The following is a 23,531-nucleotide window of genomic DNA, read 5'->3' on the forward strand; positions in this document are numbered from 1 at the left end:
CCGCCGTGTCCGGGGGGCCTCACCGGCGCGGCTCAGGGGCGTCCCCGCTGGCCTCTCAGGTGTTCGGCGACCGGCTTGAGCGCCTTCTCCAGTTCCATCAGCGCGTCCGGGGACAGCAGATCGATGAAGTGCCGGCGCACCGAGGCCACGTGGTGCGGGGCGACCTTCCGCATCGTCTCCATGCCGTGGTCCGTGAGTACGGCGTACAGCCCCCGCCGGTCCGTGTCGCAGTTCTCGCGGCGCACCAGGTTGGCGTTCTCCATGCGCGTGATCTGGTGCGAGAGCCGGCTCTTGGACTGCAGGGTCGCGGAGGCCAGGTCGCTCATCCGCATCCGTACGTCCTCGGACTCGGACAGGTTCACCAGGATCTCGTAGTCGTTCATTGTCAGGCCGAACGGCTGCAGATCCTTCTCGAGCTGGTACGTCAACAGCCTGTTGACCTCCAGGTGGGTGCGCCAGGCGCACTGCTCCGCATCGGTCAGCCAGCGCGTGGCCGTCTCGGTCTCCATGAATGAAGTCTACCTAAGAAGTTGAATGGCGAACTATTTCGGGTGGTGTGACGTGCGCACGCGTTCGACGTCACACTCCGCAGACTACCGCTCACAGCCCGAAGCGACGCTGGAGGTCTCCCAGCTGTCCGGGAAGGCGCGGTGCACCCGTCGATTGCGGACCGTGTCCACCCGGTGCCGTTCCGCCACCCCCGGGGACCCCCGGTTCCGACGGAACCGCCCCCGTCGCCGCCTCGTCCATGAGGCTCTCGGTCGACTGCAGCAGGACCGTCCCCGCGCCGACGAACTCGAACTGGTGCTCCTCCCCGGAGACCCCGCCGAGGCCCGTCATCGCACGTAGACCGCCCAGTACACCCGTCAGGTACCCATGGTCGTAGTGATGGCACGGGGACGGGCAGTCGGCCCACCCGACGAGCGCCTGCGGGTCCACCCGGATCGGCGGTTCCACGAACACCACCGGACCGTTTGATGCGGCCACGAACGTGCCGGTTCCGATGAGGGTCAGAAAACCCGGGACGATCGACTGTTTGAGCGCGAGACTTGGCTGAAAAGCGAGCAGATTGCCCGCGCGAATGGTCAAGTTCCCGTCGTCCAGATCGTAGGAGTTGACGTCGAAGGCCCGGTCGGCCAGCAGCATCTTCCCTGAGCCCTCCGCCACGACCCAGTCGCTCGCGTGCAGTGGCGAATGAAACGACGTACGGACGAGACGGTCGAGTCGCCCGTGCCCGATGCCGTTGAACGTGATCGTCCCGTAGTAGGCGATCATCTTCCCCTTCTGCAGGAACCACTGCCCGCCCGTCAGCTCCACGCAGAAGGTGTACGCGTTGACGTTGTCGGCGGCGGGCAGCGTCAGCGGGTCGTGCACGACCGGTCCGGTGCCCGGGGTTCCGTACGCGCTCACAGCTTCTCCTCCGACGCCTGGACGTACACCGTGCCGTTGCCGCTCAGCTCCAGCTGGAAGGCCTCGCCGGAGCCGCGGCCCACCATCTCGCGCCAGCCGAGCGCGGTGGACAGTCTGTTGCGGAGTTCGCCGTGATGGGCGACGTACGCCTGCGGGTCGACGTGGACCGGGCGCTGCGGGGTGACCGGCACCTCGAAGACGCCGCCGTGCGCCATCACCGCCACCGAGCCGTGCCCCTGGAGCGTGGTCGTGAACAGCCCCTGTCCGGTGACCTGCCCGCGCACCAGGCCCATCACCCCGCCCTGGGAGCCCATGAACATCGTGCCCTGCCGCAGGGTGCCCTCGAAGGCGAGCAGCCGGTCGGCCTCCACGTAGAGCGTGTCACCGGAGAGGGTGATCACATGGACGTGGTGGCCGCCGTGCCCGAAGAAGACCGTGCCGCTGCCCTCCACGGTCATCAGCGGGGTCGCCTCGCCGGCCACCCGCCGCCCGATCATGGACATCAGCCCGCCCTGGCCGCCCTGGACGTTGGGGGTGAAGGACACCTCCCCGCGGTAGGCGAGCATCGCGCCGCGCTGGCTGAACAGCCGTTGCCCCGGCGCCACGGTCGCCTCCACCATCTTGGAGTTGAGCTCCCGGAAGGTCATCACACGTCCCCCGCGATCGTGGTCCGCTCGCTCGGCTGCACGTACACCAGGCCGTCGCCCTCGAAGCGGATCTGGAAGGCCTCGCCGCCGCCCTCCCCGAAGAAGGTGCGGAACGTCACACCGGACTGGAAGGACTGCCGGACATCGCCCTGGTGGGCGACATAGGCGCCCGGATCCACGGTCAGCGGGTACTGCGGGGTCACCCGGAGGACGACCGCCGGACCGTCGGAGAGGATCGCCGCCTGCCCGTGGCCCTCCACGGTCGTCGTGAACAGGCCGTTGCCCTGGGAGGCCCCGCGCACCCCGGTGAACGTGGTGCCCGTGCGCAGCCCCGCGTCCGTCGCCAGCAGATTGCCCGCCTCGACGTAGAGCTTGTCCCCCTGAAGGCTGACCAGGTTGATCTCGGACGCCCGGTCCGCGAACCAGCACGTCCCCTGCCCTCTCACCTCCATCACCGTCATCTGTTCGCCGGTGAGCCGCCGGGTCACCATCCCCCGCAGCCCCTCGCCGCCGCCGCTCAGCTTCTTGAAGGCCATCTGCCCGTCGTACGCGACCATCGAGCCGTTCTTCGCCTTCACGGCATCCCCGGTCATGTCGACGGCGAGCACCTTGCTGCCCTGGAGTCTGAACATCGCCACGCTGCGAAAGTAGCGGCGGCGCGGGTGGGCGGAACAGGGCCCACGGGTGGAAACCCACCCTGAGCGGACCCCTAGGGGCGCGGTTTGCCACAATGGGGGGACGCTTGTGCGTGCGTTCACAAATCAGAGCGCGAACGACCGTGCCCTCAGCGCCCCTCCCACCGAAGGTGACCCGTGGACATCAAGACCGCCACCGCCCTCCGCCGCCTCCGCCTGGTCTCGGCCCCGGAGGCCGTGTCCTTCCTGATCCTGCTCGTCTGCTCGGTGCTGAAGCGGACCACGGACTTCGACGCGGTCCCCGTGATGGGCGCGATCCACGGCGTCCTCTTCGTCCTGTACGTGATCTTCTGGGCGGACGCCTGGAACCGTGCCAAGTGGCCGCTGAAGACGGCCGCCCTCTACTTCGTCCTGTCGGTGCTGCCCACCGGCGGCTTCTTCGCCGAGCGCAAGCTGCGCCGCGAGGCCGAGGACGCCGTCATCGCCGCCCGTGCCCGCAAGGAAGGAACCGTGAACGCATGATCGTCGCCTTCTCCGTGACGCCGCTCGGTGTCGGTGAGGACGTGGGGGAGTACGTCGCCGACGCCGTACGGGTGGTCCGCGAGTCGGGCCTGCCCCACCGTACCGACGCCATGTTCACCTCGGTCGAGGGCGAGTGGGACGAGGTCATGGACGTCGTCAAGCGTGCCGTCGCCGCCGTGGAGGCCCGCGCCCCGCGGGTGTCGCTCGTCCTGAAGGCCGACATCCGTCCCGGCGTGACCGACGGGCTCACCAGCAAGGTGGAGACCGTCGAGCGGTACCTCGCCCGGTAGGCGCGACCCGCCTCCGCGAAACCCCGGTCCCCAGGGCCGGGGTTTTCGCGTCCCCGGTATTTGAGCGACCGCTCAAATAGGTGTACGTTCGCGCCAGACGTTTTGAGCAGTCGCTCAAACACCGCGCCCACGTGGGGGAACACATGGGTCTCTACATAGAGACGCACATCCGCGCCGACCTCGACGAACTGTGGGCGCGCACCCAGGACCCCGCCCGGCACCAGCGCTGGGACCTGCGTTTCACCGAGATCGATCACCTCCCGCGCGCGGAGGGCGAACCGCAGCGCTTCCGGTACGCCACGCGCGTGCTGCCCTTCCTCACGGTCGCCGGCACCGGCGTCGCCGCCAGCGAGAAGGAACGCGCGGACGGCACCCGCACCTCCGCCCTGCGCTTCGCCTCCCCGCACCCCCTGTCCCTCATCGCCGAGGGCAGCGGCTACTGGCGCTACGTGCCCGACGCCCACGGTGTCCGCTTCCTCACCGGCTACGACTACCGCCCGCGCTGGGGCCCCCTCGGCGCCCTCGCCGACCGCCTGCTGTTCCGCCCGCTCATGGGCTGGGCGACCGCCTGGTCCTTCGACCGGCTCCGGCTCTGGCTGGAGCGCGGCATCACCCCCGAGCGGGCCCTGCGCAACTGGCTCGCGGAGATCACCGTCCGGGCCCTCGTCCTCGCCCTCTGCCTGACCGTGCTCGGCCACGGCTCGCTCCCCGGCCTGCCCGGCCCCTTCGCCGACACGCTGGCCTACCTGTGCCCGCTGCTGCTCGTCCTCGGCGTCTTCCTCGCCCTGTTCAAGGCCCCCCTCGCCGGCACCCCGGCCGCCCGCCGCTGCCTGCGCACCCCCGTCGGCCGTGCCCGCGCGCCCCGCCTGCTGAACACGCTGGAGGAGCACGGATGACGGCCGTGGAGCGGCACGGAGGACGCCTCCCCGCGGCAGCGCCTTCCCCGGCCGGCGCCGGCGGAGCCGCGACGACCTCGACACCCCCGGAGAAGCACCGATGACCTCGATCTTCCGCACCGCGATGGGCCCCGCCTTCGACCGCCTCCACCCCGCCCTGCGCCGCCGCTTCTCGGTGGGCCTGGCCGGCGGCGAGGCGTGCACCGGCCGGGGCGTGATGGACCGCGTCTGGCACGGACCGGCGTTCGTGAAGCCGTTCCTCGCCCTCGGCGGCACCCGCAACATCCTCGTCCCGCGAGCCGGCCGGAACGTCCCCTTCGTGATCGAGAACGTGCCGTACACCGACGGCTTCGGCCGTGAGACGGTGAGCTTCGTGCGCACCTTCGACCTGCCCGGCGGGCCCCGCCGCTTCGACGCGCAGATGGTCCTCGGCCCCCGCGGCGACCGCGTCCTGGACTACCTGGGCACCCACCAGCACCTCGCCACCGACCTGCACTTCCACGCCGAGCCCGACGGTTCCCTGCTCATCCGCTCCGGAACACACCGGTTCCGCGAGGGCCCGGTGGACCTCCGCGTCCCCGAACTCGTCGGCGCCACCGCCGAGGTGCGCGAGTCCTACGACGACACAGCAGGCCGCTTCCGCGTCCGGGTACGCGTGGTGAACCGGTACTTCGGGCCGCTCTTCGGCTACGAGGGCTCCTTCACCGCCTCGTACACCGACCTCCGCACCTGCGGCGTACGGCCCGGACTGCGCCCGGTGCGGGAGGAGGCGCGCGCATGAGCCCGGAGACCGCGAGGTCCCAGGAGACCAAGACCAGGCTGCTGGAGGGCGCCCTGCGCACCCTCACCGAACAGGGCATCGCCAAGACCTCGGCCCGTACGGTGGCCGCGGCGGCCGGCGTCAACCAGGCGCTGGTCTTCTACCACTTCGGTTCCGTGGACGAGCTGCTCGCCGCGGCCTGCCGGTACGGCGCGGAGCAGGCGGTGGCCCGCTACCGGGAGCGGCTCGCCGAGGTGGGCACGCTGTCCGAACTCCTGACCGTCGGCCGCGAGATCCACGAGCGCGAGCGGTCCGGGGGCCACGTCGCCCTGCTCGGCCAGCTGCTGGCCGGCGCCCCGACCCACCCCGGCCTGGGCCCGGCCACCGCCGCCGGGCTCGACCTGTGGATCACCGAGATCGAGCAGGTGCTCCGCCGGGTCCTGGCGGCCACCCCCTTCGGCGAGTTCACCGACCCGGCGGGGCTGGCGCGCGCGGTCGCCGCGTCCTTCGTCGGCATCGAGCTGTACGAAGGGGTGGACGAGGCCGGGGCCGGAGCGGCCCTGGACGCCCTGGAGCAGCTCGGGGCCCTGGTCGCCGCGGTCGAGTCCCTGGGCCCGGTCGCCCAGCGCGCCGTACGGCACCAGCTGCGACGACGGGCCCAGTAGCGACGACGGGCCCGACAGCCGCACGGTGTCCTGCGGCACGGGCCGTCACGCTCCCGACGCCAGCGCCGTCCCCAGTGGTGTCCGTTCGTACAGCACCTGGTGGCCGTAGCGGCGGGCGGTCAGCAGGCCCGCGTCGCGCAGGATCGTCAGGTGGGACGAGACCGAGGACGGCGCGAGGCCCAGCCGGTGCGCGAGGACACCGGTCGCCGCGGGTTCCGCCAACGCCATCAGGACGGCGGCGCGGTTGCGGCCCAGCAGCCGTACCAGCGCCTCGGAGGCCCGCGCGCCGGGCTCCGTCCACAGGCCCGCCAGACCGCGGGCCGGATAGACCAGCGTGGGCTGCCACGGGGCCTCGAAACCCGTCACCACGTCCGGCCAGGAGAAGACGCTCGGCATCAGCACCAGCCCCCGGCCGTCGAGGTCGCGGGCGTGCTCGACGTGCAGCGCGAGCGTCAGGGCACGGCCGTTCCAGGACAGCCGGGAGTCCAGCTCCGGCAGCAGCCTGCCGAGCCCCACCTCGGCCAGCCGCCGCGAGTGGAAGGCCACATCCGCCTCCAGCAGGGCCCGCAGCCGCGGCCAGTCGGGCTCGACCAGCACCCGCCATGCCCGCTCCAGGCCGTCCGCCAGCTCCCGCACCATCCGTGCCGGGTCCGCCAGCCACGCCCGGCCGTATGCCGACTCCAGCGCGCCCGGGGTGCAGGCCAGCGCACGGGCGGTGTCCGCGCGGGCCGCCGCCGGGTCCGACGCCCGTACCGCCTCGATCTCCTCCTCGAACGTGGCGGCCGGCCCGAGCGGCGGAGGCCCGAGCCAGTCCGGCGAATGCCCCCGCCGGGGCATCAGCAGCCACAGCGGCCGCAGATCCAGCCCCGCCGCGGCCGCCCGGATCCGCCGCAGCCACGGCGCGTGATACCCGTGCCGGTCCGGCCGCTTCAGGGTCCGCACCGCCTCGTGCGTCTCCCACAGCGGCGAGAGCGCGAACCGGCAGCGCAGGAGGTCGTCGTCGCCGAAGCGCAGGTGCGAGGTCATGGCCGCCTCCCCGATGTCGCTCCGCCCCTACGGGATGCCCGGCCCTCCCACCGGTACGGCACCGGCATTCGGCCTGAGCCGAAACTCTACGGCCGGCCCGCCCGCGCCCGGCACGCTGGCCCGCATGTCCGCTCCCTCCCGGACGGCCCCGGCGCGTTCCGCCGGCTACGGCCGTCTCTTCGCCGTGCCCGAGTTCAGGGCCGTCTTCGCCGCGCACGTCCTGTCCATGCTCGGCGTGATCGTCAGCGAGGTCGCCCTTTCCGTCCTCGTCTACGACCGCACCGGCTCACCCCTGCTGAGCGCCCTCACCTTCGCCCTGGGCTTCCTGCCGTACGCCCTCGGCGGCACCCTGCTCGCCCCGGTCGCCGACCGCTTCCCGGCCAGGCGGGTGCTGGTGACCTGCGACCTGGTCTGCGCGGCCTGCGTGGCCGTGATGGCGGCCCCCGGCACCGGCATCGGTGCCCTGCTCGCGCTGCGCTGCTGTCTCGCCGTCGTCTCCCCGGTCTTCGCCGGCACCCGCATGGCCACGCTCGCCGACGTCCTCGAGGACGGCGGCCTGTTCGTGCTCGGCCGCTCCGTCCTGCGCATGGTCGCCCAGAGCGCCCTGCTCGCCGGCTACGGCCTGGGCGGCCTGCTGCTCACCGCCGTCACCCCCCGTCACACCCTCCTGATCACCGTCGGCACCTTCCTCGCCTCCGCCACCCTCCTCCGCCTCGGCACCCGGCACCGCCCCGCCCGCGACCGGCACCCCGCGGCCCCCGGCCCCGGCCTCCGGGCCGTCCTCGCCCACCCCCGGATCCGCCCGCTGCTCCTGCTGTTCTGGGTGCCGCCCGCCTTCTCCGTCGTCCCCGAAGCCCTCGCCGCGCCCTACGCCGACGCCCTCGGCAGCGGCCCCGCCGGGCTCGGCCTGCTGATGTGCGCGCTGCCCGTCGGCACGGTGGCGGGCGAACTGTTCGCCGGTGCCCGGCTACGGCCACCGGCCCGCGAACGCATCGCGCTCCCGCTGCTCTGCCTCGCCCCGCTGCCGTACCTCGGCTTCGCCCTGCGCCCCGGGCTCACCGGCTCCCTGCTGCTCCTGCTGCTGTCGGGGGCCGGAGCGGCGTACACCCTCGGGCTGGACCAGTGGTTCGTGCGGGCGGTGCCCGAGGGGCTGCGCGGGAGGGCCATGACCCTGCTGAGCGCCGGGCTGATGACGGCCCAGGGCGTGGGCATGACGCTGGCCGGGCTGGCGGCGCAGGCGGTGGGGGTGCGGGCGGCCGTGGCGGGCGCCGGCGCGCTGGGCACGCTGTGCTGCTGCGCGCTCGCCCTGCGCGCCCGGACGGGCGGTGACCGAAAGCCGAGACAGAGCTGACCGGCATATGACCGGCCGGTAGGGTCTGATGACGTGCCCAAGCCTCTCAGCCTTCCGTTCGACCCCATCGCCCGCGCCGACCAGCTGTGGAAGCAGCGCTGGGGAAACGTGCCCTCCATGGCCGCGATTACCTCCATCATGCGGGCCCAGCAGATCCTGCTCGCGGAGGTCGACGCGGTGGTCAAGCCGTACGGGCTGACGTTCGCCCGTTACGAGGCGCTGGTGCTGCTCACCTTCTCCAAGGCCGGCGAGCTGCCGATGTCCAAGATCGGCGAGAGGCTGATGGTGCACCCCACGTCCGTGACGAACACCGTGGACCGGCTGGTGAAGTCCGGGCTGGTGGCCAAGCGCCCCAACCCGAACGACGGCCGGGGCACCCTCGCCGTCATCACCGACAAGGGCCGCGAGGTGGTCGACGCGGCCACCCGTGACCTGATGGCCATGGACTTCGGGCTCGGGGTGTACGACGCGGAGGAGTGCCGCGAGATCTTCGCGATGTTCCGCCCCCTGCGGATCGCGGCACACGACTTCACGGACGAGTGACCCGGGGCAAGATCTCCCGGAACGGGTGGTTACGCTCGACTCCATGAAAAAGAGCGTGCTGACCCGCTACCGCGTCCTGGCCTACACCACCGGTGTCCTGCTGGTGCTGCTGTGCCTGAGCATGATCGCGAAGTACGGACTGGACATGAGCGGTGCCGCCGACTTCACGCGGGTCGTCGCCATCGCCCACGGCTGGCTGTACGTGGTCTACCTGGTCTTCGCCTTCGACCTGGGCTCCAAGGCGAAGTGGCCGGTCGGCAAGCAGCTGTGGGTGCTGATCGCGGGCACCATTCCCACCGCCGCGTTCTTCGTCGAGCGCAGGATCAGCCGCGAGCTCGACGCCAAGGTCGCCGGGCAGACCCCGGCCGTCGCCGAGGCGTAGCGACACCGCCGTACGGATGCCGTGCGGCGGTCTGCCATCGACATTTACTAGGACGTCCAAGTAAATTCGGGGGTATGGACGCTCACGCCATCGAGGAAGGCCGCCGTCGCTGGCAGGCCCGTTACGACGCCACACGCAAGCGGGACGCGGACTTCACCACGCTCTCCGGCGACCCCGTGGAGCCGGTGTACGGGCCCCGGCCGGGTGACACGTACGAGGGATTCGAGCGGATCGGCTGGCCCGGGGAGTACCCCTTCACGCGCGGGCTCCATCCGACCGGCTACCGGGGCCGCACCTGGACGATCCGCCAGTTCGCCGGCTTCGGCAACGCAGAGCAGACCAACGAGCGCTACAAGATGATCCTCGCGGCGGGCGGCGGAGGGCTGTCCGTCGCCTTCGACATGCCGACGCTCATGGGGCGTGACTCCGACGACCCCCGCTCGCTCGGCGAGGTCGGGCACTGCGGGGTCGCCATCGACTCCGCCGCCGACATGGAGGTGCTGTTCAAGGACATCCCGCTGGGGGACGTGACGACCTCCATGACCATCAGCGGCCCGGCCGTCCCCGTCTTCTGCATGTACCTGGTCGCCGCCGAGCGCCAGGGCGTCGATCCGCGAGTGCTCAACGGCACGCTCCAGACCGACATCTTCAAGGAGTACATCGCGCAGAAGGAGTGGCTGTTCCAGCCGGAGCCCCATCTGCGGCTGATCGGCGACCTGATGGAGTACTGCGCGGCGGGCATCCCCGCGTACAAGCCGCTGTCGGTCTCCGGCTACCACATCCGGGAGGCCGGGGCCACGGCCGCGCAGGAGCTGGCGTACACCCTGGCCGACGGGTTCGGGTACGTCGAGCTGGGGCTCAGCCGCGGCCTGGACGTGGACGTCTTCGCGCCCGGGCTGTCCTTCTTCTTCGACGCGCACGTGGACTTCTTCGAGGAGATCGCCAAGTTCCGCGCGGCCCGGCGCATCTGGGCGCGGTGGATGCGGGACGTCTACGGGGCGCGGAGCGACAAGGCGCAGTGGCTCCGCTTCCACACCCAGACGGCCGGTGTGTCGCTGACCGCGCAGCAGCCGTACAACAACGTGGTGCGCACGGCCGTGGAGGCGCTGGCCGCCGTGCTCGGCGGGACCAACTCGCTGCACACCAACGCCCTGGACGAGACCCTGGCGCTGCCCAGTGAGCAGGCCGCGGAGATCGCGCTGCGCACCCAGCAGGTGCTGATGGAGGAGACCGGCGTCGCCAATGTCGCCGACCCGCTGGGCGGTTCCTGGTACGTGGAGCAGCTGACGGACCGGATCGAGGCGGACGCGGAGAAGATATTCGAGCAGATCAAGGAGCGGGGCCTCAGGGCTCACCCGGACGGGCGTCATCCGATCGGGCCCATCACCTCCGGGATCCTGCGCGGGATAGAGGACGGCTGGTTCACCGGCGAGATAGCCGAGTCCGCCTTCCGCTACCAGCAGGCGCTGGAGAAGGGTGACAAGAAGGTGGTGGGCGTCAACGTCCACACCGGGTCGGTGACCGGGGACCTGGAGATCCTGCGGGTCAGTCACGAGGTGGAGCGCGAGCAGGTCCGCGTCCTCGCCGAGCGCAAGGCCGCCCGCGACGAGCCGGCCGTGCGCGCCGCCCTCGAAGGCATGCTGGCGGCGGCCCGCTCCGGGGCCAACATGATCGAGCCGATGCTGGACGCCGTACGCGCCGAGGCCACCCTGGGCGAGATCTGCGGGGTGCTGCGGGACGAGTGGGGGGTGTACACGGAGCCGGCCGGCTTCTGACCGGAGCGGCCGGTCTCCGGCCGCATCGCCGACGCGCCGCCCGCCGGGGAGTGTCCCGGCGGGCGGCGCCGTCGTTGCTACGGCGTCCGGGACGCTCCCACCAGGCCCAGCAGGAGGATGCGGATGAAGCTGTGGACCCACTCCCCGTCGGCCGGTTTGCCGCTGACCAGGGTGCGGTGGACCACCGCGCCCGCGACCATGTCGAAGATCAGGTCGACCGTGCGGGCGGCCTCCTGCGGGTCCGGCTCCGGGGGGAGTTCGCCGCGGCACTGGGCGCGGGCGCGGCCCTGGAGGACCAGGCGCAGCTGCCGGTCCACGATCGAGGCGCGGATGCGTTCGCGCAGCGCGTCGTCGCGGGTGGACTCGGCGACCACCGCCATCAGCCCGCTCCTGGCCTCCGGGCGGGCGAGGATGGCCGCGAACTGGAGGACCACGCCCTCGATGTCGGCGGCGAGGCTGCCGAGGTCGGGGACCTCGAGTTCGTCGAAGAGTTCCGCGACGGCGTCCACGACCAGTTCGTTCTTGCCGGCCCAGCGGCGGTACAGCGTCGTCTTGGCAACCCCGGCCCGGGTCGCGACGTCTGACAGGGTGAGCTTGGACCAGCCCAGTTCGACCAGAGCCTCCCGGGTCGCGGCCAGGATCGCGGTGTCCGCGGCGGCGCTGCGCGGGCGTCCGGTACGGCTGGCGGGGGTGCGGCTCTGCATGTCCCGACCATAACCGGCGGGTCCGGGGGCGCCGTGAGGGAGATCACCGGGATGCGGTGTCGCGTGGCGCCCTCTTGGCATTACGCTACGACTCGTAGCGAAAGCCCGTGAGGGACGTACACGGGCGGCGGCCACACGGCGCGGGTGGGGACCCGGCGCCGCACCATGCTTTTTCGTTCAGGCGCCGGCTCGGGGGAGGATAGACGCATGCAGCCACGGAACATGTCCATGAGCGGTGTCGTCGACCTCGCCGCGGTGAAGGCGGCCCAAGAGGCCAAGGCCAAGGCCGAGCAGGCGCGCGCCGAAGCGGCCCGGCACGGCGGCACGGGAGCCGTCTCCCCGGCCGATCTCGTCATCGACGTCGATGAGGCGGGATTCGAGCAGGAGGTCCTGCAGCGCTCCGCCGAAGTCCCCGTCGTCATCGACTTCTGGGCCGAGTGGTGTCAGCCCTGCAAGCAGCTGAGCCCGGTCCTGGAGCGACTGGCCGTCGAGTACAACGGGCGCTTCCTCCTCGCCAAGATCGACGTCGACGCCAACCAGATGCTGATGCAGCAGTTCGGGGTGCAGGGCATCCCGGCCGTGTTCGCCGTCGTCGCGGGCCAGGCGCTCCCGCTGTTCCAGGGCGCGGCCGGCGAGCAGCAGATCCGGCAGACCCTGGACCAGCTGGTGGCGGTGGCCGAGCAGCGCTTCGGGCTGACCGGCCTGACCGTCGACCCGGAGGCCGAGCCGGGCGGTGCGGCGGTGGCCGCGCCGGCCGAGGGCCCCTACGACGCGGCGCTGAACGCGGCCGCGCAGGCGCTGGACGCCGGCGACCTGGACGGGGCCGCCCGGGCGTACCGGAACGTGCTGGCCGACGACCCGGCCCACCCGGAGGCCAAGCTGGGCCTCGCACAGGCCGAGTTGCTCCAGCGGGTGCAGGGCATGGACCCGCAGAAGGTGCGTCAGGAAGCCGCGGACAGGCCCAAGGACGCCGAGGCGCAGATCGCCGCCGCCGACCTGGATCTGGTGGGGGGTCATGTCGAGGACGCGTTCGGCCGGTTGATCGAGGCCGTGCAGCGTACGGCGGGTGACGACCGGGACGCCGTACGGCGCCGGCTGCTGGAGCTGTTCGAGGTCGTGGGCCCGGAGGACCCGCGGGTGGTGGGGGCTCGCCGGGCCCTCGCGCGTGCCCTTTTCTGAGGGGACACGACCCGGCCACGGCTGTGAGGCCGTGGTGAAAGATTCGCCGCAAAGGCGTCACGGCGGCCGCGCTTTACCAAATCTTGGGAATCGCGGCCGCTGTTACTGCGAGTAAATCGAGGCCGTTGGTCTGTCTGGATTCGTCCAGGGATCAACGGCTTTGCTCTGCCCAGTGATGCGACCGTACGTCGCACTCCGAGACCGGTCGGACGTATTCCGGTTATCTCGCCGTTACTAGCCAGTAACGAACCCCCTTGTGTCCAGGCCGAGAATGCACCACGATCGGCGACGCTCGGTCCCTTCCCGCACCCCGGCAGCCGGCCGGGTCGCGGGGCAGTCGGGGTCCCCACCGAGCGGGGCCGGCGGCAGTGGCGCCGGGTCCAGGGCAGGGGGGTCTTCGCCGCCCCGGCGAAGCCTGTCCAGCAAGGTTGTGCGTGATGCGTGTCAGGCGCGACCCAGTGGTTGTCGCTCGGGGGTGATCGCCGGTGATTCGGGCGCGTAGTGCGCCGCCGAGTGCGGGCGCTCTCCTTTCCGAGGACGTAGCACTTCTCCCATCCCTGCCCGGCAGAGCCGCCGACCGAGGGCGAGTCCGGGCCAGGAGATGTACGTCCGAGAAGGAGGAAATATGGAGTCCCAGGTGCGTGGCGGGACCAGATGGAAGCGGTTCGCTGTGGTCATGGTGCCCAGCGTGGCCGCTACAGCCGCGATAGGTGTCGCCCTCGCGCAGGGCGCTCTCGCGGCTTCGTTCAGTGTGTCGGGGCAGTCGTTCAAGGTGACGGCGCAGTCGCTGCACGGAACCGGGTTCTCGCAGTACGGCGCGATCGACGAGGGATACACCCTCACCGGCGGCAAGGCGTCTCACCCCGTCGCGGTCTCGGCCTTCGAGACGGCCCGGATCCAGAAGATGTGCCAGTCGGTCGTCACCCCGGTGCCGATCATCGGCGATGTCACGCTGCGGCTGGAGGCGGGCGACAGCCCCGACGAGAAGAAGCAGGTTCACGCGAAGAACCTGTACATCGACGTCGAGGACCTGCAGGCGGACGCCACGTTCAACGGCCTCGACATCGGCGTCGCCGGACGGGATCTCAAGGGCGCCCGCATAAAGGACGCCGAGATCCAGAACAAGCAGGCCAATCCGTTCGGCTTCGCCCAGCAGGCGGACTCGGTGGACCTGACCGGTGTGAGGCAGACGGCGTGGGCGACCACCGCCGGAACCTTCACGCTCAGCGGACTGCACATGTCGTTGCAGAAGGGCAGCGGCAAGGACATCGAGTGCTACTGAGCGCGAGCTGACGGGCGGGGGAGCCGTGGCGCCCCCGCCCGTCCACCCTCCGGCCGTGTCTTCGTGACCGGCCCCCATCACCACCACAGCAACGCCGCACCAGGGAGCTGTTTTCCATGAGCGCCGAGACTCCTGCCGCCGCACCCGGCCAGTTCACCCGCCGGAGGCTGCAGTTCCGCGCCTGGCGGGGCACGCGTCCGTTCTGGGCCGGTCTGCTCGTCATGTTCGGCGGCTTTCTGATCCTGTACTTCCCGTACGCGCACCTGCAGCTCGGCCACCTCAGCATGACGGTCGGAACGCCCGGCGGCTCCAGTTCCCTGATCATCGGTGGACTGCTCATCGCTCTCGGGCTCATCCTCTGGTTCCAGCAGCACATCCGGGTCTTCGGGGGTGTCGCGGCGATCCTGCTGGCGCTGGTGTCCATCCCGTTGTCCAACATCGGCGGCTTCGTCGTCGGGTTCCTGTGCTCGCTGACCGGCGGAGCGATGGCCATCGCCTGGGCGCCGGGCGCCCCTCCGCAGCAGCAGCCGACGGACGGGGCGGCGGACCACGGGGACTCCCCCGCCGCCGTGCCCCTGCCGGAACAGCGCGTGCACGGGCTGGACGAGCCGAACGACCTGTCAGGAACGAACCCGGCCAACGGGGCGAACGGGAGGCACAGTGCCGGCTGACGAGGTGACCCGCGGGAGTGACGCGGACGGGTCCCGTGCGAGAACCGGACCCCGCCACGCGGCCCCCAGGAAGCCGCTGTTCACCAGGTTCCACATGCCGGCCGGCAAGGCCATAGCCTCCGTGGCGATGCCCACGGCCGTGCTCATGGGCATGGGCCTCACGTCCACGCTGGCCCTCGCCGACAACAACGGCAACCCCTCGTCGTCCCCGTCCGCGCCGGCCTCCACGTCGGCCAAGGACATGACGCGCGAGGAGTACGAGGCCTGCGTCAAGGCGCTGGACGAGGACAAGGACAAGGACAAGGACAAGGACCCCTCTCAGTCGCCGTCGCCGTCCGCCTCCGAGAGCGCGTCCGGGTCGCCGTCGCCGTCGAAGACCACCGGGAGCGGAAAAGGGAGCGAGAGCGGGAAGACGCGGGAGAAGGAAGGCACCTCTTCGCCGGATTCAGGTTCCGACGACGAGGCCACGCCCACCCCGACCGCGGCCTCCGACTCCCCTTCCGCCGTGCCGGACGCGGACACCCCCGGTGCGGCCGGAACGGGTTCCGGTTCCGCCGCCTCCGACTCCGGTGCGGCCGGCCCGGGTTCGGGCTCCGGCGGTGACACGGACGCGCCGGAGAAGACCCGGGACGGGAACATCCTGGACACCATCGGCGACACGATCGGTGACATCCTCACGGGCGGCAAGGACACGGGCGCGGACACGGGCACCGGTACCTCGCCGGAGGCCCCGGACCCGACCCCGACGGAGTCCCGGTCGCCGGAGGCCGAGGATTCCGGCGCCGGTGGGAAGACCGCCGGGGACACGGGCGGGAAGGCCGACGACACCACCACCGGCACCGGTACGAAGACCGGGGAGGACGGCACCGGCGGACCGGCCGGGGACGCGACCCCGACCCCGTCGTCCAGCCCGTCCTCCAGCCCGTCGTCCAGCCCGTCCTCCAGTCCCACGCCCAGCCCCTCGTCCACTCCCTCGGACACACCGAGCCCGTCCGGGAGCGAGTCCGCCTCCGCCGAGGACTGCCCGGCGGCCACGGACCACGAGGGCGGCGTCGACAACGCGGTGGCGGTGGCGGACGACCCCTGGTACCTGGACGCCAGTTCCCTGCTCCTCAAGGGCGCCGACTACCAGGGCGTCGTGGAGGTGAGGCGGGCGAACGGCACCACGAAGAAGGTGCTGAAGTACGTCATCTCCAAGGGCACCGAGATCGGGGACCTGCACCAGACGGTCAAGGACAAGCAGGCGGACAAGACGTACCACGTCCAGGCCGCCAAGGGTTCGAAGTCCACCATCACCGGCGGTGACACGGTGATGTACACCGAGAGCATCTCCGGGAACCTGTTCGGGCTGCTGCCGGTGACCTTCAGCCCCGACAGCCCGCCGCCGCTGAACATCCCGACGATCTACTTCACCCACGTCAAGGTGGTCCAGGCGGCCCAGTTCGGCGGCGATCTGCACATCCCCGGCATGCGCGTGTACACGACCGACTGAGCGGTCGCACAAGCCGCCGGGCGGCCCCGGCGGCAGCGGTCGGGAGGAACGATGGTGAGAACACGGCTGAAGCTGACGCGCGACGGCGACGCGTTCCTGTTGCTCGGCGCGGGACGGGAGGCGGTCGACGCACTCCTGGAGCGCCTGGCGGGACCGGACACCGTGTCACGCGACGTCCGGCTGACCCCGCGGGAACTGCGCATGGTGCACAGCGCGCTGACCGCCGCGCCCACCATGTTCCTGGTGCCCGGCGGTGTGTTCGCCGAGGAGCCGTTCCACATCCGGCTGGGCTTCTACCGGGCTGACTTCGACACCCTGGCGCACGCCGTCGCGCAGGCGGTGGCCGAGGTCTGACAGCGTCGGGAGACAGCGAGGGCGCCCCTGTCGCAGGGGGGCGCCCTCGGTGTGTGCGGTGGGTCAGCTGCTCTGGTCGCCCAGGTGGTGGACGCGGATCATGTTGGTGGTGCCGGGGACGCCGGGGGGCGAACCGGCGGTGATGATCACGGTGTCGCCCGCGTCGAACCGGCCCAGCTTGGCGACCTCCTGGTCCACCAGGTCGACCATCTCGTCCGTGGTGTTCACGAACGGCACGACGTGGGACTCGACGCCCCAGCTCAGGGTGAGCTGGTTGCGGGTCGACTCGTCCGTGGTGAAGGCGACGATCGGCTGGGTGGCGCGGTAGCGGGAGAGCCGGCGCGCGGTGTCACCGGACTTGGTGAACGCGATCAGGCCCTTGCCGCCGAGGAAGTCGGCGATCTCGCAGGCCGCGCGGGCCACCGAACCGCCCTGGGTGCGCGGCTTCTTGCCCGGCACCAGCGGCTGGAGCCCCTTGGACAGCAGCTCCTGCTCGGCCGCGGCGACGATCTTCGACATGGTCTTGACCGTCTCGATCGGGTACGCGCCCACCGAGGACTCGGCCGACAGCATGACCGCGTCGGCGCCGTCCAGGATCGCGTTGGCCACGTCCGAGGCCTCGGCGCGGGTCGGCCGCGAGTTGGTGATCATCGACTCCATCATCTGGGTCGCGACGATCACCGGCTTGGCGTTGCGCCGGCACAGCTCGATCAGGCGCTTCTGCACCATCGGGACCTTCTCGAGCGGGTACTCGACGGCGAGGTCACCGCGGGCGACCATCACGGCGTCGAACGCCGCGACGACGTCCTCCATGTTCTCCACCGCCTGCGGCTTCTCCACCTTGGCGATGACGGGGACGCGGCGGCCCTCCTCGTCCATGACGCGGTGCACGTCCTGGACGTCCTTGGCGTCCCGGACGAAGGACAGCGCGACCATGTCGCAGCCCATGCGGAGGGCGAAGCGCAGGTCCTCGACGTCCTTCTCGCTCAGCGCGGGCACGTTGACGGCCGCGCCGGGCAGGTTGATGCCCTTGTGGTCGGAGACGACACCGCCCTCGATGACGATCGTCCGCACCCGCGGGCCCTCGACGTCCAGGACCTTCAGCTCGACGTTGCCGTCGTTGATCAGGACCTGGTCGCCGCGCGAGACGTCGCCCGGCAGCCCCTTGTACGTCGTGCCGCAGATGTGCTTGTCGCCGGGCACGTCCTCGGTCGTGATGACGAACTCGTCACCGCGCTCGAGCTCGACCGGACCCTCGGCGAAGGTCTCCAGACGGATCTTCGGGCCCTGGAGGTCGGCGAGGACGCCGATGGGGCGGCCGGTCTCCTTGGAGGCGGCCCGGACGCGGTCGTACCGCGCCTGGTGCTCGGCGTGGGTGCCGTGGCTGAAGTTGAAGCGGGCTACGTTCATGCCCGCCTCGATCATGGCGACGAGCATCTCGTGGGAGTCGACCGCGGGGCCGAGAGTACAGACGATTTTCGAACGGCGCATGGGGCGATCCTATCGGTTTGTTTCGCTACGGAATATTCCGTCTGGCGGAAGATACAAATGAGTGCCACACCGCTCAGGTGCTATTCAGTCGTTCTTTCCGACCAGTGCGTAGGTCTGCGTCGCGATCTCCAGTTCTTCATCCGTCGGCACCACGGCGACCGCCACCCGGGCGGATTCGGGCGAAATCAGCCGCGCCCCGCCCCCGCGCACGGCGTTGCGCTCCGGGTCGACCGCCAGCCCCAGGCCCTCCAGGCCCGCGACCGCCGCCTCCCGCACCGGTGCCGCGTTCTCGCCGACCCCGGCGGTGAAGGCCACCGCGTCCACGGTGCCGAGCACCGCGTAATAGGCGCCGATGTACTTCTTGATCCGGTGAATGTAAATGTCGAAGGCGAGCGCGGCCTCTTCGTCGCCCTCGTCGATCCGGCGGCGGATCTCCCGCATGTCGTTGTCCCCGCACAGACCGAACAGACCGCTCCTCTTGTTGAGAAGAGCGTCGATCTCGTCCATGGACATATCGCCGACCCGGGCCAAATGAAAGATGACCGCCGGGTCCAGATCACCGGACCGCGTACCCATGACCAGCCCCTCCAAGGGCGTCAGTCCCATGGAGGTGTCCACGCAGCGGCCCTTTTCCACCGCGGAGGCGGAGGCGCCGTTGCCCAGGTGCAGCACGATCACGTTGACCTCGCGCGGGTCCTTGCCCAGCAGCCGCGCGGTCTCGCGGGAGACGTAGGCGTGCGAGGTGCCGTGGAAGCCGTAGCGGCGGATCCGGTGGCGGTCGGCGATCTTCGGGTCGATGGCGTAGCGCGCCGCGGACTCCGGCATCGTCGTGTGGAACGCGGTGTCGAAGACGGCGACCTGGGGCAGGTCGGGGCGGAGCGCCCGGGCGGTGCGGATGCCGGTGAGGTTGGCCGGGTTGTGCAGCGGGGCGACCGGGATCAGCCGCTCGATCTCGGTGAGCACCTCGTCGTCGATGACGGTGGGCTCGGTGAAGAACATCCCGCCGTGCACCACCCGGTGCCCGATGGCGGCCAGTTCGGGGGAGTCCAGGCCGAGGCCGTCGCGGCTCAGCTCCTCGGCGACCGCCTTGAGCGCGGCCTCGTGGTCGGCGATGGGGCCGGTGTGCTCGCGGGTGCCGCCGCCGGCGAGGCAGGTGTGCTCGATCCGGGAGGTCTGCTCGCCGATGCGCTCGACGAGGCCCACCGCGAGCCGGCTGCTGTCCCGCATGTCCAGCAGCTGGTACTTCAGCGAGGACGAGCCGGAGTTGAGGACGAGGACACGGGTGGGGGAGGTCACTGCTGGGACGCCTTCTCGGTCGGGATGGGGGTCTGGGCCTGGATCGCCGTGATGGCGACCGTGTTGACGATGTCCTGGACGAGGGCGCCGCGGGACAGGTCGTTGACCGGCTTGCGCAGGCCCTGGAGGACCGGGCCGACGGCGATCGCGCCGGCCGAGCGCTGCACGGCCTTGTAGGTGTTGTTGCCCGTGTTGAGGTCCGGGAAGATCAGCACCGTCGCCTGTCCGGCCACGTCCGAGTCGGGCAGCTTGGTCGCCGCGACGGAGGGCTCCACGGCCGCGTCGTACTGGATCGGGCCCTCGATCTTCAGGTCCGGCCGGCGCGAGCGGGCCAGCTCGGTGGCCTCGCGCACCTTGTCCACGTCGGCGCCCGACCCGGAGGTGCCGGTGGAGTACGACAGCATCGCGATCCGCGGCTCCACGCCGAACCGGGCCGCCGTGGCCGCCGACTGGATGGCGATGTCGGCGAGCTGCTCGGCGTCCGGGTCCGGGTTGACCGCGCAGTCGCCGTAGACGAGCACCTTGTCGGCCAGGCACATGAAGAACACCGACGAGACGATGGAGGCGTCCGGCCGGGTCTTGATGATCTCGAAGGCGGGCCGGATGGTGGCGGCGGTGGAGTGCACCGAGCCGGAGACCATGCCGTCGGCCAGGCCCTCCTGGACCATCAGGGTGCCGAAGTAGTTCACGTCGGAGACGACGTCGTAGGCCAGCTCGACGGTGACGCCCTTGTGGGCGCGCAGGGCCGCGTACTTCTCGGCGAAGGAGTCGCGCAGCCCGGAGGCGGCCGGGTCGATCAGCTGGGTGTCGCCGAGGTCGATGCCGAGGTCCGCGGCCTTCTTGCGGATCCGGTCCTCGGGGCCGAGCAGCGTCAGGTCGCACACGCCCCGGCGCAGCAGCACCTCGGCCGCGTGCAGCACCCGCTCCTCGGTGCCCTCCGGGAGCACCACCCGCCGCTTGTCGGAGCGGGCCTGCTCCAGCAGCTTGTGCTCGAACATCATCGGGGTGACCCGGTCGCTGCTCGGCGCCGAGACCCGGCGGGCCAGCTCGGCGGTGTCGGCGTGGCGCTCGAACAGGCCGAGGGCGGTCTCCGCCTTGCGCGGGGTGGCCGCGTTCAGCTTGCCCTCCAGGGAGAACAGCTGCTCGGCGGTGGGGAAGCTGTTGCCGGACACCGACAGCACCGGGGTGCCCGGGGCGAGCCGGGCGGCCAGGGTGAGGATCTCGTCGCGCGGCACCTCGTTGAGCGTCAGCAGCACACCGGCGATCGGCGGGGTGCCGGCGCTGTGCGCGGCCAGCGACCCGATGACCAGGTCGGCCCGGTCGCCGGGGGTGACCACCAGGCAGCCCGGGGTCAGGGCGCCCAGCAGGTTGGGCAGCATGGCGCCGCCGAAGACGAAGTTCATCGCGTCCCGGGCGAGGCCGGAGTCGTCGCCGAGCAGCACCTTGGCGCCCAGGGTCTGGGCTATCTGCGCGACCGTGGGCGCGGAGAGCGCGGGCTCGTCCGGGACCACGTAGCAGGGCACCGGCAGCCGGTCCGCCAGCCGTTCGGCGATCTTGTCGCGGTCCTCGCGGGCCACCCGGTTGGCGACCATGGCGAGCACGTCGCAGCCGAGCCCGTCGTAGGCGCGGTAGGCGTTGCGGGTCTCGGCCAGCACCGACTCGGCGGTCTGCTTGCGGCCGCCCACCACCGGGATGACCGAGGCGCCGAACTCGTTGGCGAGCCGGGCGTTGAGGGACAGCTCGTCGGGCAGCTGGGTGCCGGCGAAGTCGGTGCCGAGGACCAGGACCACGTCGTAGTCGCGGGCCACCAGGTGGAAGCGGTCGACGAGGACGGAGACCAGTTCGTCCGTGCCCTGCTCGGCCTGGAGGGCGGACGCCTCGTGGTAGTCCATGCCGTAGACGGTCGCCGGGTCCTGCGCGAGGCGGTACCGGGCCCGCAGCAGCTCGAACAGCCGATCGGGTCCGTCGTGCACGAGCGGACGGAAGACACCCACCCGGTCGACCTGCCGGGTGAGGAGTTCCATGACCCCCAGCTCCACGACCTGGCGGCCGTCACCGCGGTCGATCCCGGTCACGTACACGCTGCGCGTCACGTGTCCACTCCGTTCCTCGTGTCGCTTCTGTCGCCTCTACGGCATAAAAATCGCCCACCGAGGTGAGCCGAACCCTCTTGACAATACCCCCGCTGACGGATAAGGCGCCCGTCAGGACTTCACCGCTCCGGCGGACGTGAAAGAATCGGCACTGGCTCACCGGCACACGACAGCGAGCAGGAGACACAGCACGATGCGTATCGGAGTTCTCACCGCAGGCGGCGACTGCCCCGGCCTGAACGCCGTGATCCGCTCGGTCGTGCACCGGGCGGTCGCACAGTACGGGGACGAGGTCATCGGCTTCGAGGACGGTTACCGCGGTCTGCTGGACCGCCACTACCGCCCGCTCGACCTGGACGCGGTCAGCGGCATCCTGGCCCGCGGCGGCACCATTCTCGGCTCCTCCCGGCTGGAGCGCGACCGGCTGCGGGAGGCCTGCGAGGGCGCCGCCGACATGGTCGAGGAGTTCGGCATCGACGCGCTGATCCCGATCGGCGGCGAGGGCACCCTCACCGCGGCCCGCATGCTCTCCGACGCGGGCCTGCCGGTCGTCGGCGTACCGAAGACCATCGACAACGACATCTCCTCCACCGACCGCACCTTCGGCTTCGACACGGCCGTGGGCGTGGCCACCGAGGCGATGGACCGGCTGAAGACCACCGCCGAGTCCCACCAGCGGGTGATGGTCGTCGAGGTCATGGGCCGGCACGCCGGCTGGATCGCCCTGGAGTCCGGCATGGCCGCCGGCGCCCACGGCATCTGCCTGCCCGAGCGGCCCTTCGACCCCGCCGACCTGGTCAAGATGGTCGAGGAGCGGTTCGCCCGAGGCAAGAAGTTCGCCGTCATCTGCGTCGCCGAGGGCGCCCACCCCGCCGAGGGCACCATGGACTACGGCAAGGGCGAGATCGACCAGTACGGCCACGAGCGCTTCCAGGGCATCGGCACCGCCCTCGCCTACGAGCTGGAGCGGCGCCTCGGCAAGGAGGCCAAGCCGGTCATCCTCGGCCATGTCCAGCGCGGCGGCGTCCCCACCGCCTACGACCGGGTCCTCGCCACCCGCTTCGGCTGGCACGCCGTCGAGGCCGCGCACCGCGGCGAGTTCGGCCGGATGACCGCGCTGCGCGGCACCGACATCGTGATGGTGCCGCTCGCGGAGGCCGTCACCGAGCTGAAGACGGTACCGAAGGACCGCATGGACGAGGCCGAGTCGGTCTTCTAGGTCTCGCGGGAGCCGCAGGTCAGGCGGTCCGGTCCGGCACGGACCGCCAGAAGGCCTCCACGATCGCGTCCAGGAAGCGCTGCCCCGGCTCGCTGGCGCTCCGGCTGCCGCCGCCCCAGCTGAGGGTGGCGGCCATGTGCCCCTGGTAGTCCTGGTGCAGCTCCTGCAGGACCGGCTCCAGGACGCCCCGGTCCAGGGGGACGAGCTTCAGTACGGGCCGTACGTACGCCTGCCAGCGGGTCGTCACCGCGCTGCGCAGCAGCTCGGCCAGTTTCGCCTCGCGGCCGGTGACGGCGACGAAGTCGGGCAGCGCCAGGTCCAGGACGCGGGCGAGCGCTGCCGACTGGCGCTCGTTGCCCCGCCACACCCCGCTCTCCTCCGCCCGCAGATACGCGCGCAGCTCCATGCCGACGGCGTGGGCGACGTCCTCGGGCGCCACGGACCGGGCGATGCGATGCTCGCGCAGGGTCCGCGGCCGGCCGAGCAGCTCGCCCGGCGAACACCACAGCACGCCCGCCAGCGCGGTGAGTTCGGGGTTGGCGGGGGCGACCGTGCCGCGCTCCCAGGCGATCACTAGATCGGGGGTGACGTACGACAGTCCGTACGAGACACGCATCCCGTGGGCGACGTGCTCGGGCCCCATGCCGAGCGCGGCGCGGAGCCTGCGGGCGGCCGGGGCGTCGAACGGGAGAGCCGGGGGGTTCGGCTGGGCTGAGGGTGTGCGCACCCCGCACAACGTAGGGGCGCGGCGGGACGCTGACCACGGTCGGTTCCGCCGAGATCACGGATCGTAGGAACGTACGGGGTGATCACCCCGCGTGCCCCGGCATCCGGTGTCACCCCGGTCG

General features: G+C 71.3%; 25 protein-coding genes. 15 read left to right on the forward strand and 10 right to left on the reverse strand.

Going from position 1 to position 23,531, the window contains the following annotated elements; translation table 11 throughout:
• Window positions 1–32: 32 nt before the first annotated feature.
• The 4 genes from AB0E62_RS25975 to AB0E62_RS25990 form a co-directional block, all read right to left on the reverse strand.
• Window positions 33–509, reverse strand: coding sequence for a MarR family transcriptional regulator (locus tag AB0E62_RS25975; RefSeq protein ID WP_181796411.1), 477 nt, complete (start codon window positions 507–509; stop codon window positions 33–35).
• Window positions 510–600: 91 nt separating this feature from the next.
• The gene (locus AB0E62_RS25980; RefSeq protein WP_362198405.1) at window positions 601–1,410 is read right to left on the reverse strand and encodes an AIM24 family protein; all 810 of its coding nucleotides are present in this window, start codon (window positions 1,408–1,410) and stop codon (window positions 601–603) included.
• Complete coding sequence (locus AB0E62_RS25985; RefSeq protein WP_362198408.1) at window positions 1,407–2,057, reverse strand: AIM24 family protein; 651 nt, start codon at window positions 2,055–2,057, stop codon at window positions 1,407–1,409. The genes AB0E62_RS25980 and AB0E62_RS25985 overlap by 4 nt, the downstream gene beginning before the upstream one ends.
• A complete protein-coding gene (locus AB0E62_RS25990) occupies window positions 2,057–2,689 on the reverse strand; it encodes an AIM24 family protein (RefSeq protein ID WP_362198506.1) in 633 nt (210 codons plus the stop codon). The genes AB0E62_RS25985 and AB0E62_RS25990 overlap by 1 nt, the downstream gene beginning before the upstream one ends.
• Before the next feature lie 180 nt (window positions 2,690–2,869).
• Here AB0E62_RS25990 and AB0E62_RS25995 point away from each other — a divergent pair, with 180 nt between their 5' ends.
• From AB0E62_RS25995 to AB0E62_RS26015, 5 genes are all read left to right on the forward strand, one after another.
• Window positions 2,870–3,214 carry a DUF3817 domain-containing protein gene (locus AB0E62_RS25995; RefSeq protein WP_362198411.1) on the forward strand — a complete coding sequence of 115 codons (345 nt, stop codon included), beginning with the start codon at window positions 2,870–2,872 and terminating at the stop codon, window positions 3,212–3,214.
• A complete protein-coding gene (locus AB0E62_RS26000; protein ID WP_356154803.1) occupies window positions 3,211–3,504 on the forward strand; it encodes an MTH1187 family thiamine-binding protein in 294 nt (97 codons plus the stop codon). Before AB0E62_RS25995 ends, AB0E62_RS26000 begins: the two co-directional genes overlap by 4 nt.
• Window positions 3,505–3,647: 143 nt before the next feature.
• The gene (locus AB0E62_RS26005; protein ID WP_362198414.1) at window positions 3,648–4,400 is read left to right on the forward strand and encodes a hypothetical protein; all 753 of its coding nucleotides are present in this window, start codon (window positions 3,648–3,650) and stop codon (window positions 4,398–4,400) included.
• Between the two features lie 100 nt (window positions 4,401–4,500).
• Complete coding sequence (locus AB0E62_RS26010) at window positions 4,501–5,181, forward strand: DUF4166 domain-containing protein (protein WP_362198417.1); 681 nt, start codon at window positions 4,501–4,503, stop codon at window positions 5,179–5,181.
• On the forward strand, window positions 5,178–5,825 hold the full coding sequence (locus tag AB0E62_RS26015; RefSeq protein WP_362198420.1) for a TetR/AcrR family transcriptional regulator: 648 nt from the start codon (window positions 5,178–5,180) through the stop codon (window positions 5,823–5,825). The genes AB0E62_RS26010 and AB0E62_RS26015 overlap by 4 nt, the downstream gene beginning before the upstream one ends.
• Before the next feature lie 45 nt (window positions 5,826–5,870).
• Here the strand turns inward: AB0E62_RS26015 and AB0E62_RS26020 are convergent, their stop codons facing one another.
• The gene (locus AB0E62_RS26020) at window positions 5,871–6,851 is read right to left on the reverse strand and encodes a DUF5937 family protein (RefSeq protein WP_362198423.1); all 981 of its coding nucleotides are present in this window, start codon (window positions 6,849–6,851) and stop codon (window positions 5,871–5,873) included.
• Between the two features lie 124 nt (window positions 6,852–6,975).
• On the opposite strand from AB0E62_RS26020, the gene AB0E62_RS26025 reads away from it, so the two are divergent.
• From AB0E62_RS26025 to AB0E62_RS26040, 4 genes are all read left to right on the forward strand, one after another.
• Window positions 6,976–8,202, forward strand: coding sequence for an MFS transporter (locus AB0E62_RS26025; RefSeq protein ID WP_362198426.1), 1,227 nt, complete (start codon window positions 6,976–6,978; stop codon window positions 8,200–8,202).
• A gap of 33 nt (window positions 8,203–8,235) precedes the next feature.
• The gene (locus tag AB0E62_RS26030; RefSeq protein WP_362198429.1) at window positions 8,236–8,745 is read left to right on the forward strand and encodes a MarR family transcriptional regulator; all 510 of its coding nucleotides are present in this window, start codon (window positions 8,236–8,238) and stop codon (window positions 8,743–8,745) included.
• 43 nt (window positions 8,746–8,788) lie between these two features.
• Window positions 8,789–9,127, forward strand: a complete 339-nt coding sequence (locus AB0E62_RS26035) for a DUF3817 domain-containing protein (protein WP_362198432.1) — start codon at window positions 8,789–8,791, stop codon at window positions 9,125–9,127.
• Window positions 9,128–9,201: 74 nt separating this feature from the next.
• Window positions 9,202–10,902: a methylmalonyl-CoA mutase family protein gene (locus AB0E62_RS26040; protein ID WP_362198435.1), complete on the forward strand. Its 1,701-nt coding sequence runs from the start codon at window positions 9,202–9,204 to the stop codon at window positions 10,900–10,902.
• Between the two features lie 77 nt (window positions 10,903–10,979).
• On the opposite strand, the gene AB0E62_RS26045 is transcribed toward AB0E62_RS26040, so the two are convergent.
• Window positions 10,980–11,606 (reverse strand): TetR/AcrR family transcriptional regulator, encoded by a 627-nt coding sequence (locus AB0E62_RS26045; RefSeq protein ID WP_362198438.1) that lies wholly within the window; start codon window positions 11,604–11,606, stop codon window positions 10,980–10,982.
• Window positions 11,607–11,813: 207 nt separating this feature from the next.
• Here AB0E62_RS26045 and AB0E62_RS26050 point away from each other — a divergent pair, with 207 nt between their 5' ends.
• The 5 genes from AB0E62_RS26050 (at window position 11,814) to AB0E62_RS26070 (ending at window position 16,584) form a co-directional block, all read left to right on the forward strand.
• The gene (locus AB0E62_RS26050) at window positions 11,814–12,785 is read left to right on the forward strand and encodes a tetratricopeptide repeat protein (protein WP_362198441.1); all 972 of its coding nucleotides are present in this window, start codon (window positions 11,814–11,816) and stop codon (window positions 12,783–12,785) included.
• A 625-nt stretch (window positions 12,786–13,410) separates the two neighbouring features.
• Complete coding sequence (locus tag AB0E62_RS26055; RefSeq protein WP_362198444.1) at window positions 13,411–14,067, forward strand: DUF6230 family protein; 657 nt, start codon at window positions 13,411–13,413, stop codon at window positions 14,065–14,067.
• Window positions 14,068–14,183: 116 nt separating this feature from the next.
• Window positions 14,184–14,738: a DUF6114 domain-containing protein gene (locus AB0E62_RS26060; protein WP_362198447.1), complete on the forward strand. Its 555-nt coding sequence runs from the start codon at window positions 14,184–14,186 to the stop codon at window positions 14,736–14,738.
• A gap of 94 nt (window positions 14,739–14,832) precedes the next feature.
• Window positions 14,833–16,230, forward strand: a complete 1,398-nt coding sequence (locus AB0E62_RS26065; RefSeq protein WP_362198450.1) for a hypothetical protein — start codon at window positions 14,833–14,835, stop codon at window positions 16,228–16,230.
• Between the two features lie 51 nt (window positions 16,231–16,281).
• Complete coding sequence (locus AB0E62_RS26070; RefSeq protein WP_362198453.1) at window positions 16,282–16,584, forward strand: hypothetical protein; 303 nt, start codon at window positions 16,282–16,284, stop codon at window positions 16,582–16,584.
• Window positions 16,585–16,647: 63 nt separating this feature from the next.
• Here AB0E62_RS26070 and pyk read toward each other — a convergent pair whose 3' ends face one another.
• From pyk to pta, 3 genes are all read right to left on the reverse strand, one after another.
• Entirely contained in the window at window positions 16,648–18,075 is a 1,428-nt protein-coding gene (gene pyk / locus AB0E62_RS26075; RefSeq protein WP_362198456.1) for a pyruvate kinase, read from the reverse strand.
• An 84-nt stretch (window positions 18,076–18,159) separates the two neighbouring features.
• Window positions 18,160–19,371 carry an acetate kinase gene (locus AB0E62_RS26080; protein ID WP_362198459.1) on the reverse strand — a complete coding sequence of 404 codons (1,212 nt, stop codon included), beginning with the start codon at window positions 19,369–19,371 and terminating at the stop codon, window positions 18,160–18,162.
• Window positions 19,368–21,464 (reverse strand): phosphate acetyltransferase, encoded by a 2,097-nt coding sequence (pta, locus tag AB0E62_RS26085; RefSeq protein ID WP_362198462.1) that lies wholly within the window; start codon window positions 21,462–21,464, stop codon window positions 19,368–19,370. The genes AB0E62_RS26080 and pta overlap by 4 nt, the downstream gene beginning before the upstream one ends.
• Window positions 21,465–21,657: 193 nt before the next feature.
• On the opposite strand from pta, the gene AB0E62_RS26090 reads away from it, so the two are divergent.
• A complete protein-coding gene (locus AB0E62_RS26090; RefSeq protein ID WP_030790176.1) occupies window positions 21,658–22,683 on the forward strand; it encodes an ATP-dependent 6-phosphofructokinase in 1,026 nt (341 codons plus the stop codon).
• A 19-nt stretch (window positions 22,684–22,702) separates the two neighbouring features.
• On the opposite strand, the gene AB0E62_RS26095 is transcribed toward AB0E62_RS26090, so the two are convergent.
• Window positions 22,703–23,410, reverse strand: coding sequence for an XRE family transcriptional regulator (locus tag AB0E62_RS26095; RefSeq protein WP_362198465.1), 708 nt, complete (start codon window positions 23,408–23,410; stop codon window positions 22,703–22,705).
• Window positions 23,411–23,531: the final 121 nt, after the last annotated feature.

The organism is Streptomyces sp. NPDC038707 (genome assembly GCF_040636485.1).
In the GTDB taxonomy this organism is placed as follows: domain Bacteria; phylum Actinomycetota; class Actinomycetes; order Streptomycetales; family Streptomycetaceae; genus Streptomyces.

Bases quoted from the DNA above. Each gene is read 5' to 3' on its own strand.
- AB0E62_RS25975 (WP_181796411.1), bottom strand. From the start codon at position 509: ATGGAGACCGAGACGGCCACGCGCTGGCTGACCGATGCGGAGCAGTGC.
- AB0E62_RS25985 (WP_362198408.1), bottom strand. From the start codon at position 2,057: ATGACCTTCCGGGAGCTCAACTCCAAGATGGTGGAGGCGACCGTGGCG.
- AB0E62_RS25990 (WP_362198506.1), bottom strand. From the start codon at position 2,689: ATGTTCAGACTCCAGGGCAGCAAGGTGCTCGCCGTCGACATGACCGGG.
- AB0E62_RS26000 (WP_356154803.1), top strand. From the start codon at position 3,211: ATGATCGTCGCCTTCTCCGTGACGCCGCTCGGTGTCGGTGAGGACGTG.
- AB0E62_RS26005 (WP_362198414.1), top strand. From the start codon at position 3,648: ATGGGTCTCTACATAGAGACGCACATCCGCGCCGACCTCGACGAACTG.
- AB0E62_RS26010 (WP_362198417.1), top strand. From the start codon at position 4,501: ATGACCTCGATCTTCCGCACCGCGATGGGCCCCGCCTTCGACCGCCTC.
- AB0E62_RS26015 (WP_362198420.1), top strand. From the start codon at position 5,178: ATGAGCCCGGAGACCGCGAGGTCCCAGGAGACCAAGACCAGGCTGCTG.
- AB0E62_RS26020 (WP_362198423.1), bottom strand. From the start codon at position 6,851: ATGACCTCGCACCTGCGCTTCGGCGACGACGACCTCCTGCGCTGCCGG.
- AB0E62_RS26025 (WP_362198426.1), top strand. From the start codon at position 6,976: ATGTCCGCTCCCTCCCGGACGGCCCCGGCGCGTTCCGCCGGCTACGGC.
- AB0E62_RS26035 (WP_362198432.1), top strand. From the start codon at position 8,789: ATGAAAAAGAGCGTGCTGACCCGCTACCGCGTCCTGGCCTACACCACC.
- AB0E62_RS26040 (WP_362198435.1), top strand. From the start codon at position 9,202: ATGGACGCTCACGCCATCGAGGAAGGCCGCCGTCGCTGGCAGGCCCGT.
- AB0E62_RS26045 (WP_362198438.1), bottom strand. From the start codon at position 11,606: ATGCAGAGCCGCACCCCCGCCAGCCGTACCGGACGCCCGCGCAGCGCC.
- AB0E62_RS26050 (WP_362198441.1), top strand. From the start codon at position 11,814: ATGCAGCCACGGAACATGTCCATGAGCGGTGTCGTCGACCTCGCCGCG.
- AB0E62_RS26055 (WP_362198444.1), top strand. From the start codon at position 13,411: ATGGAGTCCCAGGTGCGTGGCGGGACCAGATGGAAGCGGTTCGCTGTG.
- AB0E62_RS26060 (WP_362198447.1), top strand. From the start codon at position 14,184: ATGAGCGCCGAGACTCCTGCCGCCGCACCCGGCCAGTTCACCCGCCGG.
- AB0E62_RS26065 (WP_362198450.1), top strand. From the start codon at position 14,833: ATGCCGGCCGGCAAGGCCATAGCCTCCGTGGCGATGCCCACGGCCGTG.
- AB0E62_RS26070 (WP_362198453.1), top strand. From the start codon at position 16,282: ATGGTGAGAACACGGCTGAAGCTGACGCGCGACGGCGACGCGTTCCTG.
- pyk (WP_362198456.1), bottom strand. From the start codon at position 18,075: ATGCGCCGTTCGAAAATCGTCTGTACTCTCGGCCCCGCGGTCGACTCC.
- AB0E62_RS26090 (WP_030790176.1), top strand. From the start codon at position 21,658: ATGCGTATCGGAGTTCTCACCGCAGGCGGCGACTGCCCCGGCCTGAAC.